Below are 15,147 nucleotides of genomic sequence, written 5' to 3'. Positions count from 1 at the left end.
ACCGCTCTTTTTCCGGGTCAGTCCATCCCGCTCGATAGCTCCACGTCGTCGTTCTCCAACTCGCCGCCGGCCGGCGACCCGCGGACGTCGCCCTCGCGCCAGGTTCCTTGGCGGAACCAGAGCCACGCGATGGTCGCGCCCACGATGTTCGAGACGAAAAAGGCGATCCAGATGCCCCGAACGTCGGTGGTCCCGAGGAACCAGAAGTCCGTCGGGAGGAGTCCCTGCGACGCGACGAAGGCGACCGGAAGCCGGATGCCGGCGAGGGTGACGACCGATATCACCGCGGCGATGAGGGTCTTGCCCGCGCCCCGGAAGCCGCCGGAAAAGGCCCGCATGATGCCGATGAAGCCGAACGACAGCGAGACGTACCGCAGGAACTCCGCGCCCACTTCGAGCACCTCGGCGTCGGTCGTGAACACCGAGACGATGGGTTCGGGAACGAGGAAGATGGCGACGCCGAGCAGGCCGAGGACGAAGAACAGGCCCTTAGCGGCGACGTAGTTCGCCTGCTCCGCGCGGTCGTACTTCCCCGCGCCGATGTTCTGGCCGGACATCGTCTCGACGCCGCGGGCGACGGCGATAGCGGGGAGGAAGATGACCGAGAACACGCGGGTCCCGATGCCGAACGCCGCGACGACGGAGGTCGAAAACAGCCCGACGACGATGAGAAGCGCGTTGATAGAGAGCGCGCGACCCGTCCCCTCGATGCTGGCGGGGATGCCGATGCGGAGAATCTTCCGCAGGTACTCGAAGTCCGGCCGCATGTCCGCGAGGTGAATCTGGATGCCTCTGCTCCCCGACACCATGATGGCGATGCCGACGACCATCGCGAGGACCCGCGAGATGACAGTGGCGATGGCCGCGCCCTGAATCCCGAGCTGGGGGAACTGCACCGGTCCGAGCGCCCACCCGTTGATGAAAAACGGGTCGAGGACGACGTTGAGGACGACGGTCCCGAACATCACGAGCATCGGCGTGATGGTGTCGCCCGCCCCGCGCATCAGCGAGATGAACACGAAGAAGCCGAACATGAACGGGAGGCCGAGCGCGATGACCTGCATGTAGGCCGTCGCGCCCGGCAACACGTCCGGCGAGGCCCCGAGGAAGTCGAGGAACGGCCGGACGGCGGGGTAGCCGAGCCCGCCGAGTATCGCCGACCCGAGGAACGCGAACGTGACGGTCTGCGAGGCCGCGTACTCGGCTTTGTCCGTCTCCTCGGCCCCGGTGTGCTGGGCGACGAGGACGCTCCCGGCGACGGACAGTCCCATCCCGAGCGAGATGAGCAGGAACACCATCGGGAAGGCGAACGAGATGGCCGCGAGCGCCTCCGTCGAATACTGGCCGAGCCAGAACGTGTCCGCGAGGTTGTACGCCGTCTGGAGGAGGTTCGTGACGACGATGGGAAGCGACAGGTAGAGAAGCGGCCTGACGATGCCGCCCTCGGTGAGGTTGAGTTCCTCTTGTCCCTTGAACAGGCTCATTCGTCCGCCCCCTCACCCGGCGTCCAGCCGAGGTGGAGCTCCAGCGCGTCCTCGACGACCCGGCGGGTCTCCGCGGGGTGTTCGTCGAGTGCGACGGCGCGGGCGTGCGCGCCGTTGCTCATGGTCGTGATTAGCCGCGCAATCTCTTCGGGGTCGGCCTCGTCGAAGTGCCCGGCCGCCACGCCGTCTCGGACGATGTCGGCGACGACGCCGCGCATCACGCCGTCGAAGTCGAGGAAGCGCTCGCGGAACAGTTCGTGGTAGGGCGCTTGCGCCTTCAGCTCCATGATAGCCACGGGAAAGCCGTCCGAGTCGGGGTCCTTCGGACTGAAAACCGCGTCGAGAACCCCGTCGAGACGCGTTCGCGGGTCGGCCGCGCCGCACGGTAGCTTCGACTCGAACCGCTCGATGAGGTCGTCGAGAAACGCGTTCAGGAGCTCCTCTTTCGTGTCGAAGTGGTAGTGAATCGCGGCGCTCGTCATCGACGACTCGTCCGCGATTCGCTGTACCGTCAGGCCGGCGTACCCGTGTTCGCAGAGCGCCCGATTGGTCGCATCGAGTATCTCGGCTCTGGTCTCTCCGTCCATCTTCTGCCCCGACTTACTGACTGGTCAGTTAAGAGGCTTTGGACCGCGAACGGCTCTGTGGGGGCGTCTCACCCCGCCCGACTGCCGGTGTTTCTAAGTACCCGAATCGGGTACCCGAGTACACGTGTCTCTCTTGCCGTCACCGTACGTGGGCGCGCTCGTCCTCGCGACCGTGCTATCCGCCGGCGTCGCGAGCTACGGGTGGCGGTACCGAGACGAGCCGAGCGGACGCTGGTTCATCGCCCTCACCGTGAGTGCCGGCTGTTGGTCGCTTTTCGAGATGCTCTTCCTCCTCGCCGACTCGCCGGACGCCCGGTTCCTGTGGTTCGTTTTGGAGTCGGTTCCCGCGGAGTGGTCGGTGTTTTTCACCCTGCTTTTCGCCCTCGAAACCGCGGGCTACGAGCGGTGGGTCTCGCGGTGGACCGCCGCGCTTCTCGCCGTGTGGCCCGTGCTGGTTATCACGGGAGTGGCGACGAACGCCCTCGGAGTCCACGCGCTCCTGTGGGAGTCGCTGTCGTTTGCGACCGTCGGCGGAATCACCGCGACCGAGGTCGTTCCCGGGCCGCTGTTCTGGGTCGACGTGGCCTACAGCTACGTCGCAATCGGAGCCGCGCTCGTCGTCCTCGGCATCCACTGTCTCCGGAGCCGACAGATATACAGGAAACAGGCGCTCGTCCTGTTCGTCGCAATCCTCACTCCCGCCGTCGTCGGCTCGGCCTATCTCCTGAGCCCGTTTATGCCCGCCAACCCCATCGCCGTCTCGTTCGCCGTCACGTCGTCGCTCTTCGCGGTCGGCCTCTCGCGGTACCGCATCCTCGACATCAGCCCCATCGCGCGCGACCTCGTCATCGAACGGATGGCCGACCCCGTCGTCGTCGTCGACAGAAAGGGCAGACTGGCCGACAGCAACCCGGCGGCGAGGGCGCTTTTCGACGGCTCTCCCTCGTCGCTTGGCTCCCCCGTCGCCGACGTGTTCGGCGCCGAGACCGCGTCGGCGCTCGAAGCCGGCGGGGAACTGCGGGTCGTCGACGACAACGGCGAGGCGCGGCACTTCGAGGTCGACCGGTCGGCCGTGACCGACGGCCGAGACGCGGTGCGCGGACACCTGCACATCCTCCACGACATCACCGAGCGCCGCGTCCGCGAGCGGTGGTTTCGCGCGCTCACGGAGAACGCCTCCGACCTCATCTTCGTCCTCGACGCCGACGGCTCGGTCACCTACCTGAGCGACTCGGCCGCCCAGACGCTCGGGGCCGACGAGGACCCGAGCGAGGTGGGGTCGCTGGCGCGGTTCCTCCACCCGGACGACGAGGACGCCGCAGTCGAGACGTTCCGGGAGTCGATGAAGCGCCCCGACGAGGACGCCACCGCCGAACTCCGGTTCCGCAGTTCGACCCGCGGGTGGCGCGTCTTCAGCGTGCGGTGTCGGAACCTCCTCGACGACCCCGTCGTCGGCGGCGTCGTCGTCAACGCCCAGGACGTGACCGACCGACGGAAGCACGAACAACAGCTCGAAACGTTCGCCAACGTCGTCTCTCACGACCTGCGTAACCCGCTGAACGTGGCGGAGGGCTACCTCGAACTGGTGAAGGAGGCCGACCGACCGGACCCGGACCACGTCGAGCGAATCGAGGCGGCCCACGAGCGCATGGGCGAAATCATCGCCGACGTGCTCGCGCTCGCCCGCGGCGGGACGGTCGACGAGCGCGAGACGGTCTCGCTCGACGCCGTCGCGGCGGAGGCGTGGACGAACGTCGAAACCGGCACCGCCACGCTCGATACCGCGGGGAGCGCGTCGTTCGCCGCGGACCGGACCCGGCTCCTCCAACTGTTCGAGAACCTGTTTCGCAACTCGGTCGAACACGTCGGTGACGGCGTGACGGTCACGGTCGGCGCGACCCGCGACGGCTTTTTCGTCGCGGACGACGGCCCCGGCGTGCCGCCGGCCGACCGCCCGAAGCTCTTCGAGTCCGGCTTCACCACGGCCGACGACGGCACCGGCTTCGGCCTCGCCATCGTCGAGTCCATCGCCGAGGCCCACGGCTGGTCAGTCGGCTACGAGGACGCCCCGGACGCCGGCGCGCGGTTCGTGGTTCGCGGCGTCGGGCGCGCCGAGGATTCGGCACAGGAGGCGGACGCGGCGTCGTCGGACGATGCCTGACGACGGTCGACCACGCCGCGACTGGACCGCCGCCAGCTACCAAAACCGGTTCTCGTCGAGTCGTCGGAGCGCCTCCTCGACGGTCGCCTCGTTGCGGGAGAACGTAAAGCGGACCCAGTCGGCGGAGCCCTCGGTGTAGAAACTGCTCCCGGGGACGACGGCGACGCCGGCCTCGCGGACGAGCCTGTGGGCGAACTCGGTGTCGTCGGCGTCGCCCGGATAGCGCGTCAGCATGTAGTACGCACCGTCCGGTTTCACGGGGTCGAGGCCGACTTCGCGGAGGCCGTCGTACAGCAGTTCCCCGCGGCGCTCGTAGGAGTCCGAGAGGTCGTCGTAGTAGTCCGCCGGGAGCGACAGCGCCTCGACGCCCGCCCGCTGGAACGGCGTCGGCGCGCAGATGCTCGTGTAGTCGTGGACCTTCCGCAACTCGGCCGAAAGCGGTTCGGGCGCGAGCGCGAACCCGACGCGCCAGCCCGTCACGGAGTACGTCTTCGACAGCCCCGTGCAGACGACGGTCCGCCCGGCGAGGCCGTCGATTTCGACCGGGCTGACGTAGTCGTCCGCGTAGACGATATGCTCGTATATCTCGTCGGTGACGACGACGAGGTCCTCCTCGGCGGCGACCGCCGCGACGAGTTCGAGTTCGGCGGGCGAAAAGACGGTGCCCGTCGGGTTGTGCGGGTGGTTGAGAATCAGCATGGACGCCTCTTCGGCGGCGTCCCACAGCGCGTCGGCGTCGAGTTCGAGGCCGTCTGTGATGTCGAGCGGCATCGGCTCGCCCCCGGCGAACTGGACGGCCGGGATGTAGCTCTCGTAGGTCGGCTCGAAGTAGATGACGCCGTCGCCGGGGTCGCAGAGCGCGAGGAGCGTCGAGACGACGGCCTCGCTCGTCCCGGTGGTGACGGTGACCTCAGTTTCGGGGTCGTAGCGGACGCCCTTCCACTCAGCGTAGCGCTCCGAGACCGCCTCGCGGAGTTCCGGCAGGCCCCACGTGATGGTGTACTGGCTCGACGTGTCGATGGCGTCTTTCGCCGCGCGCTTCACGCTCGCCGGGGTCTCGTCCTCGTCGGGAATCCCCTGCGAGAGGTTGATGGCGTCGTGTTCGTGCGCCTCGCGGGTCATCTCCCGGATGACGGACTCGCGGGTTCCCGCGACGCGCTCGCTCCCGATGCGTCGGGAAAAGGGGGACGGTGTCGGCATACGTGGGCTGGGACTGGCTGACACAAGAAGCTTGGCGGACGCGCTCGACGCGACGCCCCGGGTCGCCTCTCCCGACGAACGTTTTAATGCGATGAGGCCGACGTACCACCTGTATGTCGAACCGTCGCGGGCCGGACTTCGAAACGAGGATGGCCGGAGACGAGGAGATTCCGCCTCCGCCGCAGTTCGTCGACCAGGCCACCGTCACCGACGACTCGGTCTACGACGAGTTCGAGGTGAACTGGCCCGACTGCTGGGACCGAGCGGCGGCGACGCTCGACTGGTTCGACCCGTACGAGTCGGTCCTCCCGGACGACGAACCTCCGTTCGAGTGGTTCGCCGGCGGGACGCTGAACGCCTGTTACAACTGCGTGGACCGCCACGTCGAAGCCGGGGCGAAAAACCGCGTCGCCATCAAGTGGGAGAGCCACCTCGGCGAGACGCGGACGTACACGTATCAGGACCTCTACCGCGAGGTCAACGAGTTCGCGGCCGCGCTCCGCGCGCAGGGCGTCGAGGAGGACGACGTGGTCACGCTCTACATGCCGATGATTCCGGAGCTTCCCATCGCCATGCTCGCGTGCGCCCGCATCGGCGCGCCCCACAACGTCGTCTTCGCGGGGCTGTCGGCCGACGCGCTGGCGACGCGGCTGGAGAGCGCGGACTCCCGGTTCCTCGTCACCTGCGACGGCTACTACCGGCGAGGGAGCGCCATCTTCCTGAAGAGCAAGGCCGACGACGCCCGCCTCAAGGCCGCTCACGACCTCGAAGAGATGGTCGTCGTCGAGCACCTCGGCGAGACCGGACACCTCGGCGCGGGACAGCACACCTACGACGAACTGGTGGAGGCTCACGCCGGCGCGGAGGTCGCCCCGGTCGAGCGGGCGGCCGACGACGTGCTGTTTCTCATCCACACGTCGGGGACCACGGGCGAACCGAAGCGCGTCGAACACGTCACCGGCGGCTACCTCGCCCACGTCACGTGGACGTCGCAGGCGGTGTTGGACCTCAAGCCGGAGGACACGTATCTCTGTACGGCGAACATCGGCTGGATTAGCGGCCACTCCTACGTGGTCTACGGGCCGCTGGCGCTCGGGACGACGGCGGTGATGTACGAGGGGACGCCGAACTACCCGGAGCGCGACCGCATCTGGGACCTCATCGAGGAGAACGCAGTCGACGTGTTCTACACCGCGCCGACGGCGATTCGGTCGTTCATGAAGTGGGACACGTCGCTCCCCGAGTCGCGGGACCTGTCGAGTCTCCGCCTGCTCGGGACGGTCGGCGAGCCCATCGACCCGCGGGCGTGGAAGTGGTACTACGAACACGTCGGCAACGGGACCTGCCCGGTCGTGGACACGTGGTGGCAGACCGAGACCGGCGGGATGATGATAACGACCCTGCCGGGCGTCAAGAAGATGAAACCCGGTTCCGCCGGCCCGCCGCTCCCCGGCGTCGGCGCTCGGGTCGTCGACGGCCGCGGCGAGGAAGTGCCCGCGAACGAGGCCGGGTATCTCGTCCTCACGCGCCCGTGGCCCGGCATGCCGCTCGCACTGCGACGCGGCCACCGGTGGGGTGAGGACGCGGCGAAGTTCGACGTGGACGGGTGGCACTACTTCACCGGCGACGGCGCGAAAGTCGACGACGACGGCTACGTCACCGTGCTCGGGCGCGTCGACGACGTCATCAACGTCTCGGGCCACCGCCTCGGGACGATGGAGATCGAATCGGCCATCGTCGGCGTCGAGGGCGTCGCCGAGGCCGCTGTCGTCGGCGGGAACCACGAGGTGAAAGGCGAGGCCGTCTACGCCTACGTCATCACCGAAGACGGGTACGAGGAGGGCGAAGACCTCCGGGCGCGAATCATCGAGGGCGTCGAGGACGCCATCGGTCCCATCGCTCGCCCCGAACAGGTCGTGTTCACGCCCGAACTGCCGAAGACGCGCTCGGGCAAAATCATGCGCCGCCTGCTCGAAGACGTGGCGAACGGGGCGGAACTGGGTGACACCTCGACGCTCCGGAACCCGGCGGTCGTCGAGGAAATCGCGGCGAAGGTCCGCGCACAGAGCGACTGAACGGCCCTCACCGGCCGAGCGTATCGAGTGTAATCATCAGCCAGCGAATCTATGTCAAGCCAAACCACCGAGTCAGAAATCGACTCACACGCACCGAACGCCGACCGGAGCACAGCTTCCGACCACGAGGAGATAGACTACCTCTCGCGGGAGGTGAACCTGCTGAAACCGAGTACCCCGTTCATGCGAGACCACCTGAAAGTAATCTGGACCGGTTTCGTCGCGTGGGCGCTTCTCACGTTCGGCCCGCCGGTTCTCACCTACTTCGCACCGGCGACGATGACCGCGGAGCTTCCGGTCATCGGCTTCCCGGCGCACTACTTCCTCGTCGCCGTGTTGTCGCCGACGAGTTCGCTCGTCCTCGCGTTCGTCTACTCGCGCAAGCGCGACCAGCTCGACAAGCGCTACGGCATCGACCACGCGGCGTCGACGCCGCGCTCGACGGGAGAGGGTGAGGCCGCCGTCGCCGACGGGGGACGCGTCGAATGACGCCGAGCGTGTTCCTCCAGTCGGGCGACCTGCTTCCCGAGGCGCTCAACATCTCGTTCAAACTCGTGCCGGCCGTCATGGTCGTCGGGATGTTGGCCCTGCTTCTCGCCATCGGCTACGTGTTCAAAGTCGCCGACACCGAGGGGATGTGGGTCGCCGGTCGGTCGATTGGCAACATCGAAAACGGGATGGCTATCGGCGCGAACTGGATGTCGGCGGCTTCGTACCTCGGACTGGCGGGGCTCGTCGCTCTCGCGGGCTTCTACGGGCTCGCGTTCATCATCGGCTGGACCGCCGGCTACTTCGTCCTCCTCATCTTCCTGGCCGCGCAGATGCGTCGGTTCGGGAAGTACACGGCCCCCGACTTCGTCGGCGACCGGTTCAACTCCGACACGGCGCGGGCGATCGGCGCGCTGACGACCATCCTCATCGGGTTCGTCTACTCGGTCGGACAGGCCCGCGGGATGGGCCTCGTCGGACTGTACGTCTTCGGGACCGACTACGTCACGATGGTCGTCGTCATGATGGCGATTACGGTCGGCTACCTGACCATCTCCGGCATGATGGGCGCGACCAAGAACATGGCCGTCCAGTACGTCATCCTCATCGTCGCGTTCCTGACGGCCGTCTACGTCGTCGGGTTCATCGGCGGCTACTCGACCGTCCTCCCGCAGATCGAGTACGGCCGACTCATCGGCGAACTGTCCGCGGAGTTCTCCGAACCGTTCGCCAACGCGGGGTTCTACCTCTGGATTGCCACGGCGTTCTCGCTCATCTTCGGGACGTGCGGCCTCCCGCACGTGTTGGTGCGGTTCTACACGGTCGAAAACGAGAAGACGGCGCGGCAGTCGACCGTCTGGGGGCTGTTTTTCATCCTGCTCCTGTACTGGAGCGCCCCGGCGCTGGCGGCGTTCGGCGTCGACCTCTACGACGCCTCCCAGTACGGCCCGACGTTCGCGGCCAACGGCGGCATGAGCGGCGGCGAGGGCGACCTCATCGTGGTGCTCGCGGCACAGCTTTCGAACCTGCCGACGTGGTTCGTCGGCCTCGTGGCCGCCGGCGGCATCGCCGCCGCCATCGCGACGACGGCGGGGCTGTTCATCACCGCCTCGTCCGCCGTCTCCCACGACATCTACACGAACATCATCAACCCCGACGCGACCCAGCGCCAGCAGGTGTTCGTCGGTCGGGCGACCATTGTCGCGCTCGGTATCATCGTGACGGTGACCGCGTTCGACCCGCCGGCGCTCGTCGGCGAACTGGTCGCGCTCGCGTTCTCGCTCGCGGCCATCGTGCTGTTCCCGATGTTCTTCCTCGGTCTCTGGTGGGAGAACACCAACCGTCAGGGCGCGCTCGCGGGCATGAGCGTCGGCCTCACGCTCTGGGTCGCCGCGGTGGTCAACGACCTCATCTTCCACTTCAGCGACGCCTTCGCCGAGTTCGTGCCGGCCATCGGCGCGGCGCTCGTCGGCACGCCGCTCGTGTTCGTCGTCACCATCGCCGTCTCGATGGCGACGGACGAACCGCCCGAGCGAATCAAGAAGATGGTCAGGCAGTGTCACAGCCCGGAACCGATGGGCCAGCAACAGTCCGCAGAAGACGTCGTCATGAGCGCCGACGGGGGCCAGTCCCCCGCGGACGACTAACCAATGTACGAACACATCCTCGTTCCGACTGACGGAAGCGACGCGGCGGAGTACGCCGTCGAACAGGCGGTCGACCTCGCCTCGAAGTACGGCGCGACGGTCCACGCGCTGTACGTCGTCGACGTCGACGCCACCAGCTACTCGCTTGGGACAGAGCAGGTCGACCGCATCCGGCAGGGCCGCCTCGACGACATGCCCGAAGTGAAGCAGGCGGCCGACAAGGCCACGGGCTACGTCGCCGACGCCGCGGCCGAACATGGACTGGCCGTCCGCGAGCACGTCGTCGCGGGCGAACCGGCGCGCGCCATCAGGAAGTTCGTCGACGACAACGACATCGACCTCGTCGTGATGGGCTCGCACGGTCGCTCCGGTCTCTCCCGGGTCGTCCTCGGGAGCGTGACCGAACGCGTCCTGCGGCGGACGCGGCTCCCGGTGCTCGTCGTCGACGTCCACGAAAAGGACGCGGAAACAGACGCGGAAGCAGAAGCGTAACCCATGTACGACACGACCCACGCGTGGACGAACGCGCCACTCGCGGCTCCCGACGGGGTGGACCGACGATGAGCCTCGCGGAGACGATTCGAACCCACGTGCGCGAACACCGCTCGGGTATGCTGACCGACCTGCTTTTCGCCCTCGTGTGGGTGACGGTCGTTTCGGTCCTGTTCGACGTTCTCGACGGGCCGCAGTGGGCCTTTTACCTCTGTATGGGTGCGGGCGTCGTCGCGTACTTCGGCTTCTTCGCGTCGGTCGAAGCCGCGCGCGAACAGCGCTGACGTCGGGTTCTTCTTTAGGTCGGCACCGCCTGCGCCCTCACTCGCTCGTCGCCGTCGGTGACGGCGGGTCGGACGCCGTCAACGCCGCGCCGACCTTCGCGCCCGCGCCGCCGAGGAGCGCCGACAGACCGAACCCGAGCAGGCCGACCGCGGCGACCCCGCCGAGCACCATCAGCCAGCCCGCGACGACGAACCACGTCGGGCCGGACAGCCCGCTTGCGAACGCGAGCACGTCGAACAGCACCCACAGGATGGGGAGGCCGCCGACGAGCCCCGTCTGGACGCCGACGCCGGTCGCCGTTCCGTGCCGTCGCTTCGCCACCGCGCCGACGACGAGGCCGGCGAAGAACACCGCGGTCAGCGACATCGCCGACCGCCCGTCCAGATAGCTCCACGAGACGAGCGCCGCCGCGACGAGGCCGCCGACGAGGCTGTACCGCCGTCGCCACGAGAGGCCGGTCGGCGGGCGAAATCCGGTCATACGTCTGTTCGTGTCTCCCAGCTAATAGCTCTGTTCACGAGCCGCCGAAAAATCGGGACGCTTCGGGGCTACTCGTCGCGCTCTCGCCGCCGGTAGGCGATGCCCAGACCGGCGGCGAGTAGCACGGCGACGACGGCCAGCGTCCATCCGGTGGCGTTGCCGCCGTCGTCGCCGGTCTCGTCGCCGTCGGCCGCACCGCCATCGGTCTCGCCGCCGTCAGCCCCGGCGGTCGAGTCGTCGACCGACGCCGCCGTCTCGGTCTCGCCTGGGTCCTCGACGGTGACACTGCCGACGACCCGGTCGCCGACCGCGAGTTCGTACGTTCCGGCCTCGTCGAAGGCGTAGCTGAGCGTGGCCGTCCCGTTCTCGAACGCGCCGAGCCCCACGGTCTGGCCGGCGACGCGCTCGCCGTCGACCAGTAAGTCGAGTTCGTGGGACCCCCCCGCGCCGCCGCGGTTCGCCACGTCGACCGAGAGTTCGACTTCCTCTCCGACCGACACGGTCGTCTCGGTGATATCGGCGGCGGTCGTCTCGAAGACGGGGACGGTCGAGCCGATACTGAACCGCGACAGGCCGGGCGAGGTCGCCTCGAAGACGTAGCGCATCTCGGACTCATCGACGAGACTGGCGTCGAGTCTGCGCCACTGCGTCTGTTCGTCGCGGTAGAGCGCGACCGACTCCGGTCCGGTGTTCGTCTCCTCGAAGTAGCGCTTCCGCACGTTGAACGTGAACGTCACGTCCTCGATGTCGTCGTCGTGTATGGTGTGGCCGACAACGACGTAGCCCGCCGGCCTCGCTCCCGTCTCGCGCTGGAAGCGCTCGCTCGTGGCTTCGTCCTCGGACGCCTCGTACGTCGTGACGTCCAGCGAGAAGTCGTCCCCGTTTCTCACGTTCATCGAGAGCTGTGCGACCGAGACGGTCTCGTCGGTTGACGACGACGAGTCGCCGGCGGTCCCGGAGTCGTCGGTCTCGGCCCCGCCGGTTTCGGTGTCGCCCGCCGGCGGTTCGAGCGGGATGACGACGGGGCGGCTCGTGTCGATGTTCGTCACCGCCACGTCCGACCGCTTTGTCGTCCCTTCGCTCGCCGTCTCGACGACGACCTCCGCGTCGTCGCCCGTCTCCTCGGTCGTCCCCGACGAAGACGAGGACGAGGATGACGACGACGAGGAGGACGACGATGACGACGATTCTTCGGTCACGGTGACGGTCATCGTGTCCGAATCGACGTTGCCGGCGGCGTCAGTCACGTTCAGGGTGACGGTGTAGGTGCCGGTCGAGTCGTAGCTGTGCGTCTCGGTGGCGTTCGTCGCGTTCGCGCCGTCACCGAAGTCCCACTCGTAGCTGTCGAGGACGCCGTTGTCGGTCGACCCGCTGGCGTTGAACTCGACTGCGGTCCCCTCCGTGACCGACACGTTGTCGCCGGCGTCGGCGGTGGGTGCGGTCGTGTCGTTGACGGTCACGACCAGCGAGTCGGAATCGGCGTTGCCGCCGCCGTCGGTCACCGTCAGCACCACGTCGTACGTGCCGGGGTCGGCGAACGTGTGGTTCGGCGTCGCCCCGGTCGCGTTCGCGCTGTCGCCGAAGTCCCATTCGTAGCTGTCGATGGCACCGTTGTCGGTCGACTCGGAGCCGTCGAAGTCGACGTCGGTGTCCTCGTCGACGGTCTGGTTGATCCCGGCGTCGGCGGTCGGCGCGGTCGTGTCGTTGACCGTCGCGGTGAGCGTGTCGAACGCGCTGTTGCCGACGGTGTCGGTCACGTTCAGCGTGACGGTGTAGGTGCCGGGGTCGGCGAACGCGTGGGTGGCGTTCTCGCCGGTCGCGTTCGCGCTGTCGCCGAAGTCCCACTCGTAGGTCGCGACTCCCGAGGCGTCGGTCGCCGTCGCGTTGAACTCGGCGGTGGCGTCCTCGTCGACGGTCTGGTCCGCGCCGCGTCTGCGGCCGGTGCGGTCGCGTCGTCGACCGTCACGACGAGCGTGTCGGCGTCGGCGTTACCGCCGCCGTCGGTCACGTTCAGCGTGACGTTGTAGGTACCGGGGTCGGCGAACGTGTGGCTCGGAGTCGCTCCGGTCGCGTTCGCGGAGCCGTCGTCGAAGTCCCACTCGTAGCTGTCGATGACGCCGTTGTCGGTCGAGGCGGAGCCGTCGAAGTCGACGGCGGTGTCCTCGTCGGCGGTTTGATTCGCGCCCGCGTCTGCGGTGGGTGCGGTCGTGTCGTTGACGGTCACGACCAGCGAGTCGGTTTCCTCGTTTCCCGCGGCGTCGGTGGCGGTGAACGTCGCCGTGTAGGTGCCGGGGTCGGCGAACGTGTGCGTGGCGTTTTTGCCGGTCGCGTTCGCGGAGCCGTCGCCGAAGTCCCACGAGGTGCTCGTGACGCCGACGGCGTCGGTCGCCGTCGCGTTGAAGTCGAGCGCGACGTCCTCGTCGACGGTCGCGTTCGCTCCCGCGTCGACGACGGGCGCGACCGTGTCGATAGTGACGCTGTCGGACTCGCTTGCGGCCCCGTCCTGCCCGTCGGCGTTCTTGGCGGTCTCGACCGTGACGGTGTAGGTACCGTCGCTCCCGGTCTCGTACGGCGACGCGAGCGCGTACGTGTACGGCCCGCTCCCCGATTCCGCGAAGTCGGCCTCGGTGAACGTCGTCGAACTCGGGCCGGAGACCGAGACGGAGACGTTCGTCAGGGCCTGCGACGAGTCGAACGACACGGAGAGGTTCTGCCCCGAGGGGCTCGTCGCGTTGACCGCGGAGACGGCGGGTGCCGGTTCCGCGAGCGCGTGGAACTGACTGCCGCTCCCGTAGTAGAGGTAGCCGTTCCACGCGAGCGGCGTGGGGTAGAGGGTGCTCGTCGGCGAGTCGTACGACCACAGCTCCGTCCCGTCGGTCGCGTTGAACGCGTGGACGGTGTCGTCACCGAAATCCGAGATGTAGAGCACGTCGCCCGCGACGACCGGCGCGCCGCGGAAGCTGTTTCCGGACGCGTTCCAGAGTCTGCTTCCGTCGGCGGCGTCGAGCGCGACGAGGTCGCCCCCGCGGCTCCCGGCGTAGACGACGCCGTCGGCGTACACCTGACTCGAATCCACGTCGCCCGTCATCGAGTAGTTCCAGCGCTTGGTGCCGTCGGTCGCGTTGATGGCGTACACGCTTCCGTTCCCGCTTGTTTCGCCCATCGTGCTGTCGCTCCCGACGAACACCGTGTCGTTCGCGACCGTCGGGTCCGACTGGCTCTCGTCGCGGAGCGTGTAGTTCCAGAGTTTCGCCCCGGTGGTGGCGTTCAGCGCGGTCAGGTTATCGTCGTCGGCCGAGACGTAGACGACGCCGTCGACGACCGCGGGGTTCGACTCCACCAGCACCGGCTGGTACATCGTGTAGTACCAGAGCTCTTCGCCGGTGTCGGCGTCGACCGCGGTCAGGTTCCCGTCGTTGCTTCCGAAGTAGACGACGCCGTCGACGACCGCGGGGGCCGACCGGACGTTCGTCTGCGTCTGGTAGTTCCAGATTTCGGTGCCGTCGGTCGCGTTTATCGCGTGTAGCTTGTAGTCGTTGCTTCCGAGGTAGAGGACGCCGTTGGCGTAGGCCGGTGTGGTCCACGTCGACCCGTCGAGGCCGCCGGGCGTCGCGTTCCATTTCTCCGCGCCCGTCTCGGGGTCTAACGCGTACAGACTGCCGCCGTTGTGGAACGCGGTGTAAAGCGTGTCGCCGACGATGGTCGGTTGCATCACCTGCGGACTCGAGTCGGTGATGTTCCACGCCTCGGTGGGCTCCGTGAGCGGGCCCTCCTGATTCGGGTAGTACCCGAGGTTGCCCGGTCCGCCGTGGAACTTCGCGTTGGCCGCCTCGACGGTCACGGTCTGTGCGGCGAGCCCGCCGGCGGCGACGTCGTAGGTCCCCGCCCCCCAGAGCGTCTTCGTGAACGTGAGCTGTTGGCTTTCGCTCGCGTTCAGCGTCCCGGTTTGATACGCCACGACTGCGCCGTCGACGGTGAGCGTCGTGTTGTACGGTTGCTGTGACGCCCCGGTGTTTTCGACGGTGACGTTCACGGTGACGGCGCTTCCCTCGTAGAGCGTCGTCGGCGTCACCGAGAGATTCGAATGCGCGATGTCCGCGCCGTTCGTGACCGCCGCCGCGCCGACCGGCACCCACGCGACGAGCGAAATCACCGTCATCAACGCCAACACGAGTGTGCTCACCCGCTGTCGCGTTATTCCGCGCCTTCCCGTCATCGACTGTTCGCCTCTCCGTCCGTCCTGCTGTG

Annotated in this window: 11 protein-coding genes and 2 pseudogenes; 6 read left to right on the top strand and 7 right to left on the bottom strand. The window is 67.8% G+C overall.

The genetic code is table 11. The features are described from left to right. Positions 1–17: 17 nt before the first annotated feature. On the bottom strand, positions 18–1,484 hold the full coding sequence (locus C441_RS18165; protein WP_007276419.1) for an MATE family efflux transporter: 1,467 nt from the start codon (positions 1,482–1,484) through the stop codon (positions 18–20). Continuing rightward, on the bottom strand, positions 1,481–2,071 hold the full coding sequence (locus tag C441_RS18160; protein ID WP_007276418.1) for a TetR/AcrR family transcriptional regulator: 591 nt from the start codon (positions 2,069–2,071) through the stop codon (positions 1,481–1,483). The genes C441_RS18165 and C441_RS18160 overlap by 4 nt, the downstream gene beginning before the upstream one ends. A 148-nt stretch (positions 2,072–2,219) precedes the next feature. Here C441_RS18160 and C441_RS18155 point away from each other — a divergent pair, with 148 nt between their 5' ends. Continuing rightward, entirely contained in the window at positions 2,220–4,232 is a 2,013-nt protein-coding gene (locus tag C441_RS18155; RefSeq protein WP_007276417.1) for a sensor histidine kinase, read from the top strand. Between the two features lie 36 nt (positions 4,233–4,268). Here the strand turns inward: C441_RS18155 and C441_RS18150 are convergent, their stop codons facing one another. Further along, positions 4,269–5,432: a pyridoxal phosphate-dependent aminotransferase gene (locus C441_RS18150; protein WP_007276416.1), complete on the bottom strand. Its 1,164-nt coding sequence runs from the start codon at positions 5,430–5,432 to the stop codon at positions 4,269–4,271. A 149-nt stretch (positions 5,433–5,581) separates the two neighbouring features. Here C441_RS18150 and acs point away from each other — a divergent pair, with 149 nt between their 5' ends. From acs to C441_RS18125, 5 genes are all read left to right on the top strand, one after another. Further along, positions 5,582–7,507 carry an acetate--CoA ligase gene (gene acs / locus C441_RS18145; RefSeq protein WP_049920700.1) on the top strand — a complete coding sequence of 642 codons (1,926 nt, stop codon included), beginning with the start codon at positions 5,582–5,584 and terminating at the stop codon, positions 7,505–7,507. A 51-nt stretch (positions 7,508–7,558) separates the two neighbouring features. Next, a complete protein-coding gene (locus C441_RS18140) occupies positions 7,559–7,996 on the top strand; it encodes a DUF4212 domain-containing protein (RefSeq protein ID WP_007276414.1) in 438 nt (145 codons plus the stop codon). After that, a complete protein-coding gene (locus tag C441_RS18135) occupies positions 7,993–9,642 on the top strand; it encodes a VC_2705 family sodium/solute symporter (protein ID WP_007276413.1) in 1,650 nt (549 codons plus the stop codon). The genes C441_RS18140 and C441_RS18135 overlap by 4 nt, the downstream gene beginning before the upstream one ends. 3 nt (positions 9,643–9,645) lie before the next feature. Beyond that, the gene (locus C441_RS18130; protein ID WP_007276412.1) at positions 9,646–10,134 is read left to right on the top strand and encodes a universal stress protein; all 489 of its coding nucleotides are present in this window, start codon (positions 9,646–9,648) and stop codon (positions 10,132–10,134) included. A 68-nt stretch (positions 10,135–10,202) separates the two neighbouring features. After that, on the top strand, positions 10,203–10,418 hold the full coding sequence (locus tag C441_RS18125; RefSeq protein WP_007276411.1) for a hypothetical protein: 216 nt from the start codon (positions 10,203–10,205) through the stop codon (positions 10,416–10,418). A gap of 37 nt (positions 10,419–10,455) precedes the next feature. Here the strand turns inward: C441_RS18125 and C441_RS18120 are convergent, their stop codons facing one another. The 4 genes and pseudogenes from C441_RS18120 to C441_RS20390 all read right to left on the bottom strand — a co-directional run. Next, entirely contained in the window at positions 10,456–10,899 is a 444-nt protein-coding gene (locus C441_RS18120) for a DUF5518 domain-containing protein (RefSeq protein WP_007276410.1), read from the bottom strand. 68 nt (positions 10,900–10,967) lie between these two features. Then, entirely contained in the window at positions 10,968–12,656 is a 1,689-nt protein-coding gene (locus C441_RS20400; RefSeq protein WP_007276409.1) for a PKD domain-containing protein, read from the bottom strand. A 9-nt stretch (positions 12,657–12,665) separates the two neighbouring features. Further along, a pseudogene (locus C441_RS20395) lies at positions 12,666–12,767 on the bottom strand (PKD domain-containing protein); the annotation flags it as partial. 149 nt (positions 12,768–12,916) lie between these two features. Beyond that, positions 12,917–15,058, bottom strand: a pseudogene (locus tag C441_RS20390) (outer membrane protein assembly factor BamB family protein); the annotation flags it as partial. Between the last annotated feature and the right edge of the window lie 89 nt (positions 15,059–15,147).

The sequence above is a fragment of the Haloferax sulfurifontis ATCC BAA-897 genome (genome assembly GCF_000337835.1).
Lineage (GTDB): Archaea > Halobacteriota > Halobacteria > Halobacteriales > Haloferacaceae > Haloferax > Haloferax denitrificans.
The sequence above is the reverse complement of the archived record's forward strand: the minus strand, read 5'-3'. Positions and strand labels throughout refer to the sequence as shown.

What these genes read in the sequence shown, in the direction of transcription:
- C441_RS18120 (WP_007276410.1), bottom strand. Translation starts at nt 10,899, where the DNA reads ATGACCGGATTTCGCCCGCCGACCGGCCTCTCGTGGCGACGGCGGTAC.
- C441_RS18135 (WP_007276413.1), top strand. Translation starts at nt 7,993, where the DNA reads ATGACGCCGAGCGTGTTCCTCCAGTCGGGCGACCTGCTTCCCGAGGCG.
- C441_RS18150 (WP_007276416.1), bottom strand. Translation starts at nt 5,432, where the DNA reads ATGCCGACACCGTCCCCCTTTTCCCGACGCATCGGGAGCGAGCGCGTC.
- C441_RS18160 (WP_007276418.1), bottom strand. Translation starts at nt 2,071, where the DNA reads ATGGACGGAGAGACCAGAGCCGAGATACTCGATGCGACCAATCGGGCG.
- acs (WP_049920700.1), top strand. Translation starts at nt 5,582, where the DNA reads ATGGCCGGAGACGAGGAGATTCCGCCTCCGCCGCAGTTCGTCGACCAG.
- C441_RS18140 (WP_007276414.1), top strand. Translation starts at nt 7,559, where the DNA reads ATGTCAAGCCAAACCACCGAGTCAGAAATCGACTCACACGCACCGAAC.
- C441_RS18130 (WP_007276412.1), top strand. Translation starts at nt 9,646, where the DNA reads ATGTACGAACACATCCTCGTTCCGACTGACGGAAGCGACGCGGCGGAG.
- C441_RS18125 (WP_007276411.1), top strand. Translation starts at nt 10,203, where the DNA reads ATGAGCCTCGCGGAGACGATTCGAACCCACGTGCGCGAACACCGCTCG.
- C441_RS18165 (WP_007276419.1), bottom strand. Translation starts at nt 1,484, where the DNA reads ATGAGCCTGTTCAAGGGACAAGAGGAACTCAACCTCACCGAGGGCGGC.